The organism is Yersinia massiliensis (assembly GCF_003048255.1).
Taxonomy (GTDB): domain Bacteria; phylum Pseudomonadota; class Gammaproteobacteria; order Enterobacterales; family Enterobacteriaceae; genus Yersinia; species Yersinia massiliensis_A.
In genome coordinates this window covers 4,620,118-4,633,748 of sequence record NZ_CP028487.1, presented here as the reverse complement: position 1 = coordinate 4,633,748, position 13,631 = coordinate 4,620,118, and the positions used below count along the sequence as shown (strand labels likewise).

The following is a 13,631-nucleotide window of genomic DNA, read 5'->3' as shown; positions in this document are numbered from 1 at the left end:
ACGCATGTGACCCTGAATGACGTCATTACTCTCATTATTGATTTTGTTCGTGAGCATGAATCATGGGCCATGCCTATCGTCTTTATACTCGCTTTCGGTGAATCCCTTGCTTTTCTCTCCTTATTGCTGCCTGCAACGGTTATCTTGCTTGGGTTGGGTGCACTAATCGGTGAAAGTGGTATTTCTTTTTGGCCAATCTGGGCTGCAGCTACAGCCGGCGCTTTCTTTGGTGATTGGGTCTCTTATTGGGTTGGTATCCATTACAAAGACCGAGTCGGTACCCTTTGGCCGCTCTCTCGCAATCCCCAGTTACTTGTGCGTGGCCATGCATTCTTCGAACGTTGGGGTTTCTTTGGTGCTTTCATCGGCCGTTTTTTTGGGCCATTACGTGCCGTCGTCCCTTTGGTTGCAGGTATCTGCGCCATGCCAAAATTCTATTTCCAATTAGCTAATATCACTTCCGCCATCATCTGGGCATTCGGTATTTTAGCTCCCGGTGCCTTTGGCATTCAGTGGGTTGCTCACTGGATGGATTGATCTTCTCGGCGGCATACCCTTGACCAGCGGCTGACAGTTTTAGCTTAATCGCTTCGATGAGTGCGAGTGTTTTTTTATCTGCTTGTTATTTATGCGCACAGCTTCGCAAGATAGCATGTAACGGAAAAACACTCTGGACATCCATACAGTATCCCCTTACCTTGACTGACATGAGGTTAATGGGGAGATAACCGTGGATATCAGTTTATTTTATGGGCTGGGGGGCGGCTTGATTGGTGGGCTTATTGGCTGGTTGATTGCTAACTTCTATCAGCAGCGGAATAAAGCACAGCAAGATATTGAGCGCCGATTACTAGAGCAAACACTACAGCAAACCCAGCAGAACAGGGTGGAATTACAAGCCACGTTGCAACGTGATGAACAGCAATTGCGCCAAGGGGAGTTGGAATTACGCAACTTGCATAGTCAGCTCGCGGCTAATGCCGAAAAACTGCAACAAATGTCGCATTGGCGTAGTGAATGTGAGCAGCTTAATCAAGAGCTGCGCGCGCAGAGAGAAGTGAACAGTGCTCAAGAAGCTGAACTACGTGAAGTCACTATTCGCTTGGAAGAGACTCGGCTAGCAGCAGAAGAGAAACAACGATTACTCCTGAACAGTGAGCAGCGGCTGACAACGCAATTCGAAAATCTAGCTAACCGCATCTTTGAGCAAACAGGTCGCCGCGCGGATGAACAAAATAAGCAAAGTCTCGAGCACCTATTGCTACCTCTGCGAGAGCAGTTGGCTGGCTTTCATCGTCAAGTGCAGGACAGTTTTGGTCAAGAGGCTAGGGAGCGGCACACACTGACGCATGAAATTCGTAGCCTACAACAACTCAATGCCCAAATGGCGCACGAAGCACTCAACCTGACGAAAGCCCTTAAAGGGGATAATAAAACGCAGGGGAACTGGGGCGAAGTGGTTTTGGCTAAAGTACTTGAAGCATCAGGACTACGTGAAGGCTATGAATATGAAACTCAAGTAAATGTAAAAATTGATAGCACTAGCCGTATGCAACCCGATGTTATCGTCCGCTTACCGCAGGGTAAGGATGTTGTTGTTGATGCTAAAATGTCGCTGGTGGCTTATGAGCGTTATTTTAATAGTGAGGATGATGTAGAACGTGAGGCGGCATTGAGTGAGCATTTATCGTCGCTGCGTGCTCATATCAGGATGTTAGGCCGCAAAGATTACCAGCAACTCCCAGGCTTACGCTCACTTGATTATGTGCTGATGTTTATTCCGGTAGAACCTGCCTTTTTGGTGGCTATTGATCGCCAGCCAGAATTGATCAATGAGGCGCTACAGCACAACATTATGCTGGTCAGCCCAACAACATTGCTGGTCGCGCTAAGGACGATCACTAATTTATGGCGTTATGAACATCAAAGCCAAAATGCGCAGCGCATTGCTGAAAGAGCGGCCAAACTTTATGACAAATTCCGATTATTTGTCGATGATATGGCGTCATTGGGGCAGAGCCTCGATAAAGCACAACTAAGTTATCGTCAGGCAATGAACAAACTGTCGCAAGGGCGTGGTAACCTGATAGGGCAAGTTGAAGGTTTTCGCGCTTTGGGGGTCGAGGTAAAACGGCCGATCAGTCCATCGTTGGCAGAGCAAGCCCGAATGGAGGATCAACCCGAGAGCGATCTAGCGCTATCCGATGATGCGGAATCAGAGACATATCCAAGTAACATCGATATTACTGATCCTGCACCGCTGAAGTATCAGGGTTAGTTGCATGTTCCTCTTCTGTATGATGTTGAGAAGACTGCCATTAAGCAGTGATCTTAATACCAGGTGAGGTGGGGCTTTCCTCGGCGTTCTGGTACACTTCCTAGAAAGATTGACTGAAAAGCAGGCATAAAAAATGGTAGATCAGCAGAAGGAAACCACTCATTTTGGTTTTCGCACCGTAGCCAAAGAAAAAAAAGAAAGCATGGTGGCAGACGTTTTTCATTCCGTCGCCGCTAAATACGATTTGATGAATGACCTGATGTCATTTGGCGTTCATCGTATTTGGAAGCGTTTTACCATTGACTGTAGTGGCGTGCGTCGCGGTCAGCGGGTGTTGGATCTGGCAGGCGGTACGGGCGATTTGACAGCCAAGTTCTCTCGCCTTGTGGGTGAGCAGGGCGAAGTTGTTCTAGCTGATATCAATGAATCTATGCTGCGTATGGGCCGTGAAAAGCTGCGTGATAAAGGCATTGTCGGTAATGTCAGCTATGTACAGGCAAATGCCGAGGCGCTACCTTTCCCTGATAATTACTTTGATTGCATCACGATTTCATTTGGTTTGAGAAATGTCACTGAAAAAGAAAAAGCGCTGCGTTCAATGTTTCGAGTTTTAAAGCCCGGTGGCCGTTTACTCGTTCTCGAATTCTCCAAACCGATTCTGGAACCATTGAGTAAAGCCTATGATGCTTACTCCTTCCATATACTGCCAAAAATTGGTGAGCTTGTGGCTCAGGACTCTGAGAGTTACCGTTATTTAGCGGAATCTATCCGGATGCACCCCGATCAAGAAACACTCAAAAGTATGATGGTTGATGCTGGATTCGAAAACGTAACTTATTCCAATTTAACCGGTGGTATCGTTGCATTACATCGGGGCTTTAAGTTTTAACAGGAATACAGATATGTCGCTAAGCTCACTGATATTGAAACCATTTTCTTTAAAGCCAGCGTTGCTGATACCGCTCATTACCGCCGCTATCGAAACATCACTCAATAGTGTGTTATTTCGTGACCAGAGTATGAAAGCCGCGCGTTTACGATTAACTGGGAAGGTCTTGCGCATTGAGTTACGCGAGATGAGTTTTCCTTTGCTGATGGTATTCAGTGAGCGGCAGGTGGATGTTTTAAGCCAGTGGGATGGTGATGCTGATTGTATCGTGAAAACGGACATTTCAGTCTTGGCAAAACTGCGTGATCGCCAACAACTTTCACCTTTGATGCGCAGTGGTGAGCTGATCGTTGAAGGTGATATACAGGTGATTCAGCAACTTGTTGCACTCTTGGATCTGGCTGAATGGGATCCAGCAGAATGGTTGGCACCCTATATCGGTGATATTGCAGCGGAGACTATTGGACAGGTAGCCCACAAAAGTCATCATTTCCTGAATAAGCAGTTACGCCAACAGCAGCACTATGTTGCTGAAACCATAACGGAAGAATGGAAAATAGCACCAGCCCCGCTGGAAGTCGTTTGGTTCAACGAAGAGGTTGAGGCGACTGTTCGTGAGACTGAGGCTTTAAGTGCCAGATTGGCGACCATGGAGACAAAACAATGACGCCAAGAGAACTTCGGCGCCTTTACCTCATTATTCGAGTTTTCTTGAGTTATGGGTTGGATGAATTAATCCCGAAGATACGCTTAACGCTACCTTTACGACTTGGCCGCTACTTGTTTTTTTGGCTACCCAATCGCCATAAAGAGAAACCATTAGGTGAGCGTTTACGCCTTGCCTTGCAAGAGTTAGGGCCTGTTTGGATCAAGTTTGGCCAAATGATGTCTACCCGCCGAGACCTCTTCCCGCCAACAATCGCTGATCAGCTTGCAATACTTCAAGATAGGGTTGCGCCTTTTGATGGTGCGTTGGCAAGAAAACACATTGAAATTGCAATGGGTGGGCCGTTAGAAACTTGGTTTGATGATTTTGACCAACAAGCGCTTGCTTCTGCTTCCATTGCTCAGGTACATACGGCACGTTTGAAGCATAACGGCCAAGAAGTGGTACTCAAAGTCATTCGTCCTGATATTCTACCGATCATTAAAGCGGACGTGCGTTTGATGTATCGTTTGGCGGGTTGGGTCCCTAAGCTTTTGCCTGATGGGCGAAGATTACGTCCACGCGAAGTCGTTCGTGAGTACGAAAAAACACTGCTTGATGAGCTAAACCTGTTACGTGAAGCCGCTAACGCCATTCAATTGCGCCGTAATTTTGAAAATAGTGAGATGCTTTACATCCCAGAAGTTTATTCAGACTATTGTCGTGAAAGTGTCTTGGTGATGGAACGGATATACGGCATACCGGTTTCAGATATTGCAGCCTTAGAAGATCAAGGCACAAATATGAAGCTGCTGGCTGAGCGTGGCGTTCAAGTTTTCTTCACTCAAGTTTTCCGCGACAGTTTTTTCCATGCTGATATGCACCCTGGGAATATCTTTGTTAGCTACGAACATCCCCATGATCCACTTTATATTGGTATCGATTGCGGTATCGTCGGCTCGTTGAACAAAGCGGATAAGCGCTATCTCGCTGAGAACTTCATTGCATTCTTTAACCGCGATTACCGTCGGGTCGCTGAACTACATGTCGATTCCGGCTGGGTTCCCCGTGATACCAATGTTGAGGATTTTGAATTTGCCATCCGTACTGTTTGCGAACCTATCTTCGAAAAACCACTGGCGGAAATATCATTCGGGCATGTGCTGTTAAATCTGTTTAATACTGCACGCCGTTTTAACATGGAGGTGCAACCGCAACTCGTGTTACTGCAGAAAACCTTGTTATATGTTGAAGGATTAGGGCGTCAGTTATACCCTCAGCTTGACCTTTGGACGACAGCAAAACCATTCCTTGAAAGCTGGCTTCGAGACCAAGTTGGTTTGCCTGCAGTGATTCGTGCATTGAAAGAAAAGGCCCCATTTTGGGCAGAGAAGCTGCCTGAATTGCCAGAATTGGTTTATGACAGTTTGCAGCAGCATAAATTATTACAACAAAGTGTGGATAAGCTCACTTTACAGATACAAGGTCAGCAACAACGGCAGGGTCAGTCACGGTATTTGTTCGGTGTAGGCGCTACACTATTAGTGAGTGGTACTCTCTTGTTTTTAGCCAATGCAACAGAAATCTCTATAGGATTCATCACGGTAGGCGTGTTGGCTTGGTTAATTGGTTGGCAGCGTACCCGCTAGGTCGTTTATCATTATAAATGCTTGGTGGCGGGTCATAACACACGCGTGAGTTATGTGAATATGTTGAGCCAGCTATGAGCTAGCTCAAAAAGCGGTAAGTTTGATTAGTATTCACAGCAGCTATATAACGTATAATATAGTTCTCTGTGGAATAACCCCTATAAATAGAGGTGTATGTGATGGGCGGTATAAGTATTTGGCAGTTATTAATCATTGCCGTGATCGTCGTTCTGCTGTTTGGTACAAATAAACTGCGGACGCTAGGGTCAGATTTGGGTGCATCTATCAAAGGCTTTAAAAAGGCGATAGGTGATGATCCACAAACCCCTCCAACGAATGCTGACAAAACCAGCAACGATGCTGATTTTGCTAAGTCGATTACTGAAAAACAGCAGCCAGCAGCCAAAGCTGAAGAATCTAAGAGTCACGATAAAGAGCAGGGATAAGCTGTGTTCGACATTGGATTTAGTGAACTGCTATTGGTGCTTGTAATCGGTCTGGTCGTTCTTGGACCGGAACGATTACCTGTTGCAGTAAGAACAGTTTCCAGTTGGATTCGTACGTTACGTTCGCTTGCAGCAACGGTGCAAAATGAGTTGGCACAAGAGCTCAAAGTTCAAGAGTTGCAAGATAGCTTGAAAAAAGCAGAACAGGCGGGCTTGCAGAATTTAACACCTGAGCTGAAAGCCTCAATGGATGAACTCAAAGAGGCGGCAGAAGCATTGAAGCGTTCTTATCGTTCTGATATTGGACCTGAAGCGCCGCATACTATCCATAATCCATTGGTGACGGAGCCGGAAGCTATCCATGATGGTGTCACACCCGCTGAATCAGCAACCCAAGCTTCGGCGTTGCCGCAAGTGCCGGATATGAGTGATGAGAGCGTACAGGTAGTCTCAAAATCTATTGTTGATACCGCAAGCGTGGATAAACCCGTTGTTCCGGTTGAAACACCAACTGCTAAATCCGTCGCTTCTGAACCTGGGGACGCTTCAGTTGTATCTGTAGCACAAATACCAGTCACTCAGGCGCAGATTGTCACTACTGACTCCAAGAGCACGGATTCACTCAGTGCTAATCAACCTCGAACTCACCAAACTGGCGGCGATCGGTAAACATGGCTGTTGATGATACTCAACCCCTTATTACGCATCTGATAGAACTGCGTAAGCGGTTATTGAATTGCATAATCACTGTTTTAGTGGTTTTTTTGGTATTGGTTTTTTTTGCCAATGATATCTATCAGCTGGTTTCAGCCCCCTTAATTAAGCAACTACCCGCTGGCTCCAGTATGATCGCAACTGATGTTGCATCGCCTTTCTTTACCCCGATTAAATTGACGATGATGGTCTCGGTATTTGTCTCTGCACCGATGATCCTCTATCAGGTTTGGGCATTTATTGCCCCGGCACTGTATAAGCATGAACGTCGCTTAATGGTTCCGCTATTGATATCCAGTAGCCTCTTATTTTATCTCGGTATGGCGTTTGCCTACTTTGTTGTTTTCCCGTTAGCTTTTGGTTTTTTTGCCAAAACAGCGCCAGAAAGCGTGTTGATTGCAACGGATATCACTAAGTATCTAGATTTTGTCATGGCGCTCTTTATGGCGTTTGGTATCTCTTTCGAGGTTCCGATTGCGATAATTCTATTGTGTTGGGCTGGGGTGACAACACCAGAAGCCTTGAAGAAAAAACGCCCTTATGTGTTTGTGGGCGCTTTTGTTGTCGGCATGCTTCTCACGCCACCAGATGTCTTGTCACAGACATTATTAGCGATCCCGATGTATCTGTTGTTCGAGGTCGGCGTGTTCTTTGCCCGTTTTTATACTGGGAAAAAACGTAGCGCAGATATTGAGGAAGAGGATGAAGAAGTCGATAACCATCCGAAAGCCCCTTAGATCGATACCTTGATATTTTAGCCGCCCAATGAGGCGGCTTCTGTTTTGGAAAGCTCATGTTTGATATTGGCGTTAATTTAACCAGTTCACAATTTTCAAAAGATCACCCTCAAGTTATTGCTCGTGCAAAAGATGCTGGGGTGACCGGTATGCTTATCACAGGTACTGATGCTGAAGAGAGCCAAATGGCACTCGACCTTGCCACCGAAAATCCCGGATATTGCTGGTCAACTGCCGGTGTTCATCCTCATCAGGCAAGTACTTGGCAAACCAATATTGAGCAGCAAATTAGTGCATTGGCAACGAATGCCAGCGTGGTGGCTATTGGTGAGTGTGGATTGGATTTTAACCGCAACTTCTCGACGCCCGCGGAGCAAGAAATCGCTTTTACTGCTCAGCTAGCGTTGGCAGCTGAGCTTTCTTTACCGGTTTTTTTGCATTGCCGCGACGCTCACGAACGTTTCATCGCGTTACTTTCACCTTGGTTAGACAAAATTCCTGCGGCGATAGTGCATTGCTTTACCGGCACAGCGAATGAATTGGATTCCTGTTTAGCATTGGGTTTATCAATTGGCATTACCGGTTGGGTTTGCGATGAACGTCGAGGCCTTGAGCTGAGGGCGTTACTGCCGCGAATTCCTGCTCAGTATTTGTTATTAGAAACAGATGCGCCCTATTTATTGCCGAGAGATATACATCCTAAGCCGGCATCCCGCCGTAATGAACCCTGTTTTTTACCCCATATCGTCCAGCAAGTTGCTGTCTGGCGACAAGAAGACCCTCAATGGCTAGGGCAGAAAACTGATGAAAACGCCCGCCGGATTTTCCGGTTGGTTTGAGTTAGGAGAACAATATGAGCTATGCATTCCCTGGTACCTTTCCTGGTCGCCGTATGCGCCGTGTGCGCCGTCATGATTTCAGTCGTCGTCTGGTCGCTGAAAATCAACTAACAGTCAACGATTTGATCTATCCGGTGTTTGTCATGGAGGGGAACAACCAGCTGCAAGCTGTCCCATCTATGCCGGGCGTTTCGCGCATGACAATCGATCTGTTAGTGAAAGAAGCAGAGGCAATTGCCAAGCTTGGTGTTCCCGTCATATCGTTATTCCCAGTCATCGAGTCTGCTGCTAAATCGCTGCACGCAGAAGAAGCCTATAACCCGAATGGCTTAGTGCAACGCACCGTGCGCGCCTTAAAAGATGCAGTACCAGAATTGGGTATTCTTACCGATGTCGCTCTCGATCCCTACACCACTCATGGGCAAGACGGCGTGATTGATGCTGATGGGTATGTGATAAACGATATTACGAAAGATATCTTGGTCAGACAGGCATTATCACACGCAGAGGCTGGCGCTGAGATTATTGCTCCGAGCGATATGATGGATGGCCGTATCGGCGCTGTTCGTGACCAATTAGAACTACAAGGCTTAGTGAATACACAAATTATGGCGTATTCCGCGAAATATGCTTCTTGTTACTACGGCCCGTTCCGTGACGCAATTGGTTCTAGCAGTAATTTGAAAGGTGGCAACAAGAAAACCTATCAAATGGATCCGGCTAATAGTGACGAGGCATTACAAGAGATAGCCCAAGACCTGCAGGAAGGGGCTGATATGGTAATGGTGAAGCCTGGGATGCCCTATCTGGACGTGGTGCGTCGGGTGAAAGATACCTTTGGTGTCCCGACTTTTGCTTACCAGGTCTCTGGTGAGTATGCCATGCATATGGCTGCAATCCAGAATGGTTGGTTGCAAGAAAAACCGACCGTAATGGAGTCGCTATTATGCTTCAAACGTGCGGGAGCAGATGGTGTTTTAACCTATTTTGCAAAGCAAGTTGCACAATGGTTACATGACGAGCAGATGCAGCGCTAAGATTTTGCTATAAACAACTTGATAAGTAACTTGATATAAAAATAGGTAGGTACAAAGTGCCTACCTAAAATAGTGCCTAATTTGTTTTATATAATAATTTAGTGCTTTTCAAAGTGACGGTTTTCTAGGCTTTGTATCACTTGGCTGTTAAGCATATTCAGCAATAACATTGACCGCGCTTCACCATCAGGCTCGGTATAAATTGCTTGTAGTCCGGCAAATACACCCTCTGTAATTGTCACAAGATCACCAGGATACGGCACTTCTGGCGCGACAATCTTATCCGCGGTATGGGATTGCATTTCGGTAATCACTAGCGCTGGTATTATTGCTGGCTGTACGCCAAAACGGACGAAGTGACTTACTCCTCGAGTCGCACTGATTGTAGTGGTGTGAATTTCTTCCGGCTCGAATTTTACAAATAGGTAATTAGGAAATAAGGGTTCCGTTACCTCAGTACGTTTGCCACGCACTATTTTTTCGATGACAACTAACGGTGTCCAGCAATCGACTGCTTGCCGTTCTAGATGTTCTTTGGCGCGCAAAAGCTGACCACGCTTACAATATAATAAATACCAGTGTTTCATAATGTCACATGCCTTTGGGTCCTGTGTGGCAGCATAGCAAAAGAAGGCGGATATATATAGTAAGGAAGAATTCATTACTTCAGGGATATATTTTGTTATACAAAGATTTAGTTTATTTTCGGTAACAACAGAGTGTTTATATTAGTGATGACTGGCTGTCGTCTGTTACAGGTGATTTTTTGCAAGACTGTGTCCATTTTTAACAAAAAGACAGCAACTGCTATAAAGACGGCCTATAATGGCGCATCACCTAGCCGCCGAAATGATCAGCATGAAATACCGTGACTTACGCGACTTCCTCTCGTTACTGGAACAGAGGGGCGAACTTAAACGAATTAGCCAGCCTATTGATCCCTATCTGGAAATGACAGAAATTGCCGATCGCACCTTGCGTGCCGGTGGTCCTGCGTTACTTTTTGAAAACCCTAAGGGATATGACATGCCGGTGCTGTGCAATTTATTTGGTACAGCTAAGCGCGTTGCTATGGGGATGGGGCAAGAAGATGTTAGCGCACTGCGTGATGTTGGCAAATTATTAGCTTTCCTAAAAGAGCCAGATCCTCCTAAAGGTTTTCGCGACCTATTTGATAAATTGCCGAAATTTAAGCAAGTATTGAATATGCCAACGAAATGCTTAAACTCGGCCCCGTGTCAGGAACAAGTCTGGCAAGGTGATGATGTCGACTTGAGCCGTATTCCTGTCATGCATTGCTGGCCAGAAGATGCTGCGCCATTGGTATCTTGGGGGCTAACTGTCACCCGAGGCCCACACAAAGAGCGCCAGAATTTGGGTATCTATCGCCAACAGGTGTTGGGTAAAAACAAGTTAATTATGCGTTGGTTATCGCATCGTGGTGGTGCGTTAGATTATCAGGAATGGTGCGAGGCACATCCTGGTGAGCGTTTCCCAGTTGCCGTAGCATTAGGGGCTGATCCTGCAACCATTTTGGCTGCTGTCACACCAGTACCAGACACGCTATCTGAGTATGCTTTCGCAGGTTTATTGCGTGGACATAAAACAGAAGTGGTGAAATGTCTTTCCAATGATCTGGAAGTTCCTGCAAGTGCAGAAATTGTATTGGAAGGATATATTGAGCAGGGTGATATGGCACCGGAAGGCCCATATGGTGACCATACTGGTTATTATAATGAGATAGACAGTTTTCCTGTCTTTACAGTGACACATATTACCCAGCGTAAAGATGCAATTTATCATTCAACTTATACTGGCCGCCCGCCAGATGAACCTGCGGTGATGGGGGTTGCGTTGAATGAAGTATTTGTCCCGATTTTGCAAAAGCAGTTCCCAGAAATTGTGGACTTCTATCTGCCACCAGAAGGGTGTTCGTATCGGTTAGCTGTTGTGACAATCAAGAAACAGTATGCAGGTCATGCTAAGCGCGTGATGATGGGTGTATGGTCGTTTCTACGCCAATTTATGTATACAAAATTTGTTATTGTCTGTGATGATGATATTAATGCACGTGATTGGAATGATGTCATTTGGGCAATAACAACTCGAATGGATCCATCTCGCGATACGGTATTGATTGAGAATACGCCAATAGATTATTTGGATTTCGCCTCACCGGTTTCCGGTTTGGGATCGAAAATGGGGCTGGACGCCACCAATAAATGGCCTGCCGAGACCCCTCGTGAATGGGGGCGTCCAATTAAAATGGATGAAGAAGTCCGCGCCCGCGTTGATGCTATTTGGGACGAGCTTGCCATTTTCAGTGACAATAAGACCAACGGTTAGCCGGCGTCGATTTTGTCCTTAGTTTTGCATTTGATGACCCGACAGAGGGAAGGCATGACAACTTTAAGCTGTAAAGTAACCTCCGTAGAGGCCATTACCGATACGGTGTACCGTGTGCAATTGGTGCCTGCATCTGCATTTTCTTTCCGTGCTGGGCAATATTTGATGGTAGTGATGGACGAACGTGATAAGCGGCCGTTTTCCATGGCATCCACACCGTTACAGAAAGATTTCATTGAGCTGCATATTGGTGCTTCGGAGTTAAATCTGTATGCCATGGCCGTGATGGATAGAATTCTGAAAGAAAAAACCTTGGATGTAGACATTCCCCATGGCGAGGCGTGGTTCCGCGAGGGTAGTCAGCGTCCGTTGGTGTTAATTGCCGGAGGTACCGGTTTTTCTTATGTGCACTCTATCTTGCTAGCTGCGTTGGCGGAACAGCCTAACCGCGAAGTCTCTATCTATTGGGGCGGGCGTGAAGCTGTACATCTCTACGATCTCAGCGAACTGGAAGCCCTGTCCATTAAGTATCCTCAGTTGAAAGTTGTCCCGGTTGTAGAGCAACCAGAAGAGGGTTGGCGTGGGCGTACAGGAACCGTTCTGAGTGCGGTGCTACAAGACTACGGTTCTCTTGCTGATCAGGACATTTATATTGCGGGCCGTTTTGAAATGGCGAAGATTGCCCGTGAGCGATTCTGTGCTGAACGTGGCGCACAAGAAGCTCATATCTTTGGTGATGCTTTTGCCTTTATCTGAGAAAAATTTGTAAAAAGCCCGCCCCTGACAGGCGGGAAAACGGCAACTAAACACCAGGTACAGCGATGATGAGGGCCTGTATTCAGACCCTCAGTATTCCTTCAGATTTTTGTGTTCGAAAGCTATACGCGCTCAAATACGGTTGCAATGCCTTGGCCTAATCCGATACACATTGTGGCCAAACCGAATTGCACATCACGACGCTCCATCAGATTAAGCAATGTGGTGGAAATACGAGCTCCAGAACAGCCCAATGGATGGCCCAATGCGATGGCTCCGCCGTTGAGATTCACTTTGTCATCCATGCTTTCCAACAAACCTAAACCTTTCAGGCAAGCAAGCGATTGGGCGGCAAATGCTTCATTCAATTCAAATAAGCCAATATCTTCCAGTTTGAGTCCTGCGCGTTTTAATGCCAGTTGGCTTGCAGGTACTGGGCCATAACCCATAATTGATGGATCACAACCGACAACGGCCATTGAGCGAATACGTGCGCGTGGTGCTAAACCTAATGCTTTTGCTCGAGATTCACTCATAATCAGCATGGCTGATGCACCATCTGAAAGTGCTGATGATGTGCCAGCCGTCACGGTGCCATTCACCGGATCAAAGGCAGGACGCAGTGCCGCCAAGCCATTAATATTGGTTTCTGGACGAATAACTTCGTCGAAATCAAAGCGTTTCAAGATGCCATCGGCATCATGCCCATTCGTCGCGACAATCTCGTTGGCGAAATGCCCTGCCTGAGTGGCAGCATAAGCTCGCTGATGTGAACGGACAGCAAACTCATCTTGTGACTGACGGCTGATGTTGTGGATTTTTGCCAACATTTCTGCGGTTAAACCCATCATTCCGGCGGCTTTAGCGACAGTGCGGCCCATACCAGGATGAAAATCTACGCCATGATTCATCGGTACGTGGCCCATGTGCTCTACGCCACCAATTAAGCTCACTTGCGCATCACCCACCATGATAGCTCTAGCACCATCATGTAACGCTTGCATTGATGAACCACATAGGCGGTTAACCGTGACGGCGGGTACGCTGTGCGGGATTTCTGCTAGTAAAGATGCATTACGCGCGATGTTAAAACCCTGCTCCAGAGTTTGCTGCACGCAGCCCCAGTAGATATCGTCAATTTCAGCGGCATTCAACCCTGGATTGCGGCTCAATACTTCCCGCATTAAATGAGCGGAGAGATCTTCTGCCCGAACTTGCCGGAATGCACCGCCTTTCGAACGGCCCATCGGTGTGCGGACGGCATCAATAATGACTACATTTTCCATGTTTTCAG

Annotated in this window: 14 protein-coding genes; 12 read left to right on the top strand and 2 right to left on the bottom strand. The window is 46.6% G+C overall.

Translation table 11 applies throughout. The features are described 5' to 3' along the window. Positions 1-6 precede the first annotated feature (6 nt). From DA391_RS21575 to hemB, 10 genes are all read left to right on the top strand, one after another. A complete protein-coding gene (locus DA391_RS21575) occupies positions 7-537 on the top strand; it encodes a DedA family protein (RefSeq protein ID WP_050083312.1) in 531 nt (176 codons plus the stop codon). A gap of 193 nt (positions 538-730) precedes the next feature. Continuing rightward, a complete protein-coding gene (rmuC, locus tag DA391_RS21570) occupies positions 731-2,278 on the top strand; it encodes a DNA recombination protein RmuC (protein WP_050286930.1) in 1,548 nt (515 codons plus the stop codon). 133 nt (positions 2,279-2,411) lie between these two features. Further along, on the top strand, positions 2,412-3,167 hold the full coding sequence (ubiE, locus tag DA391_RS21565; protein ID WP_019213221.1) for a bifunctional demethylmenaquinone methyltransferase/2-methoxy-6-polyprenyl-1,4-benzoquinol methylase UbiE: 756 nt from the start codon (positions 2,412-2,414) through the stop codon (positions 3,165-3,167). A gap of 13 nt (positions 3,168-3,180) precedes the next feature. After that, positions 3,181-3,834 carry a ubiquinone biosynthesis protein UbiJ gene (gene ubiJ / locus DA391_RS21560; RefSeq protein WP_050083310.1) on the top strand — a complete coding sequence of 218 codons (654 nt, stop codon included), beginning with the start codon at positions 3,181-3,183 and terminating at the stop codon, positions 3,832-3,834. Then, entirely contained in the window at positions 3,831-5,462 is a 1,632-nt protein-coding gene (gene ubiB / locus DA391_RS21555; RefSeq protein WP_050083309.1) for a ubiquinone biosynthesis regulatory protein kinase UbiB, read from the top strand. The genes ubiJ and ubiB overlap by 4 nt, the downstream gene beginning before the upstream one ends. A 179-nt stretch (positions 5,463-5,641) precedes the next feature. Further along, positions 5,642-5,908, top strand: coding sequence for a Sec-independent protein translocase subunit TatA (tatA, locus tag DA391_RS21550; protein WP_019213224.1), 267 nt, complete (start codon positions 5,642-5,644; stop codon positions 5,906-5,908). A gap of 3 nt (positions 5,909-5,911) precedes the next feature. Next, positions 5,912-6,577: a Sec-independent protein translocase protein TatB gene (gene tatB, locus DA391_RS21545; RefSeq protein WP_108088191.1), complete on the top strand. Its 666-nt coding sequence runs from the start codon at positions 5,912-5,914 to the stop codon at positions 6,575-6,577. A 2-nt stretch (positions 6,578-6,579) separates the two neighbouring features. Continuing rightward, positions 6,580-7,359 (top strand): Sec-independent protein translocase subunit TatC, encoded by a 780-nt coding sequence (gene tatC / locus DA391_RS21540; RefSeq protein WP_049609062.1) that lies wholly within the window; start codon positions 6,580-6,582, stop codon positions 7,357-7,359. A gap of 56 nt (positions 7,360-7,415) precedes the next feature. Then, a complete protein-coding gene (gene tatD, locus DA391_RS21535; RefSeq protein ID WP_050286927.1) occupies positions 7,416-8,198 on the top strand; it encodes a 3'-5' ssDNA/RNA exonuclease TatD in 783 nt (260 codons plus the stop codon). A gap of 14 nt (positions 8,199-8,212) precedes the next feature. Beyond that, positions 8,213-9,235, top strand: coding sequence for a porphobilinogen synthase (gene hemB, locus DA391_RS21530; RefSeq protein ID WP_050083306.1), 1,023 nt, complete (start codon positions 8,213-8,215; stop codon positions 9,233-9,235). Positions 9,236-9,333: 98 nt separating this feature from the next. On the opposite strand, the gene rfaH is transcribed toward hemB, so the two are convergent. Next, positions 9,334-9,822, bottom strand: a complete 489-nt coding sequence (gene rfaH, locus DA391_RS21525) for a transcription/translation regulatory transformer protein RfaH (protein WP_050874390.1) — start codon at positions 9,820-9,822, stop codon at positions 9,334-9,336. Between the two features lie 262 nt (positions 9,823-10,084). Between rfaH and ubiD the strand changes: the two genes are divergently transcribed. Both ubiD and fre read left to right on the top strand, forming a co-directional pair. Further along, entirely contained in the window at positions 10,085-11,581 is a 1,497-nt protein-coding gene (gene ubiD, locus DA391_RS21520) for a 4-hydroxy-3-polyprenylbenzoate decarboxylase (RefSeq protein ID WP_042807076.1), read from the top strand. Between the two features lie 54 nt (positions 11,582-11,635). Next, complete coding sequence (fre, locus tag DA391_RS21515) at positions 11,636-12,337, top strand: NAD(P)H-flavin reductase (protein ID WP_050286926.1); 702 nt, start codon at positions 11,636-11,638, stop codon at positions 12,335-12,337. Between the two features lie 122 nt (positions 12,338-12,459). On the opposite strand, the gene fadA is transcribed toward fre, so the two are convergent. Then, positions 12,460-13,623 (bottom strand): acetyl-CoA C-acyltransferase FadA, encoded by a 1,164-nt coding sequence (gene fadA / locus DA391_RS21510; protein WP_050286924.1) that lies wholly within the window; start codon positions 13,621-13,623, stop codon positions 12,460-12,462. Positions 13,624-13,631: the final 8 nt, after the last annotated feature.

Bases quoted from the DNA above. Each gene is read 5' to 3' on its own strand.
- ubiE (WP_019213221.1), top strand. From the start codon at position 2,412: ATGGTAGATCAGCAGAAGGAAACCACTCATTTTGGTTTTCGCACCGTA.
- ubiJ (WP_050083310.1), top strand. From the start codon at position 3,181: ATGTCGCTAAGCTCACTGATATTGAAACCATTTTCTTTAAAGCCAGCG.
- ubiB (WP_050083309.1), top strand. From the start codon at position 3,831: ATGACGCCAAGAGAACTTCGGCGCCTTTACCTCATTATTCGAGTTTTC.
- tatA (WP_019213224.1), top strand. From the start codon at position 5,642: ATGGGCGGTATAAGTATTTGGCAGTTATTAATCATTGCCGTGATCGTC.
- tatC (WP_049609062.1), top strand. From the start codon at position 6,580: ATGGCTGTTGATGATACTCAACCCCTTATTACGCATCTGATAGAACTG.
- tatD (WP_050286927.1), top strand. From the start codon at position 7,416: ATGTTTGATATTGGCGTTAATTTAACCAGTTCACAATTTTCAAAAGAT.
- hemB (WP_050083306.1), top strand. From the start codon at position 8,213: ATGAGCTATGCATTCCCTGGTACCTTTCCTGGTCGCCGTATGCGCCGT.
- rfaH (WP_050874390.1), bottom strand. From the start codon at position 9,822: ATGAAACACTGGTATTTATTATATTGTAAGCGTGGTCAGCTTTTGCGC.
- ubiD (WP_042807076.1), top strand. From the start codon at position 10,085: ATGATCAGCATGAAATACCGTGACTTACGCGACTTCCTCTCGTTACTG.
- fre (WP_050286926.1), top strand. From the start codon at position 11,636: ATGACAACTTTAAGCTGTAAAGTAACCTCCGTAGAGGCCATTACCGAT.
- fadA (WP_050286924.1), bottom strand. From the start codon at position 13,623: ATGGAAAATGTAGTCATTATTGATGCCGTCCGCACACCGATGGGCCGT.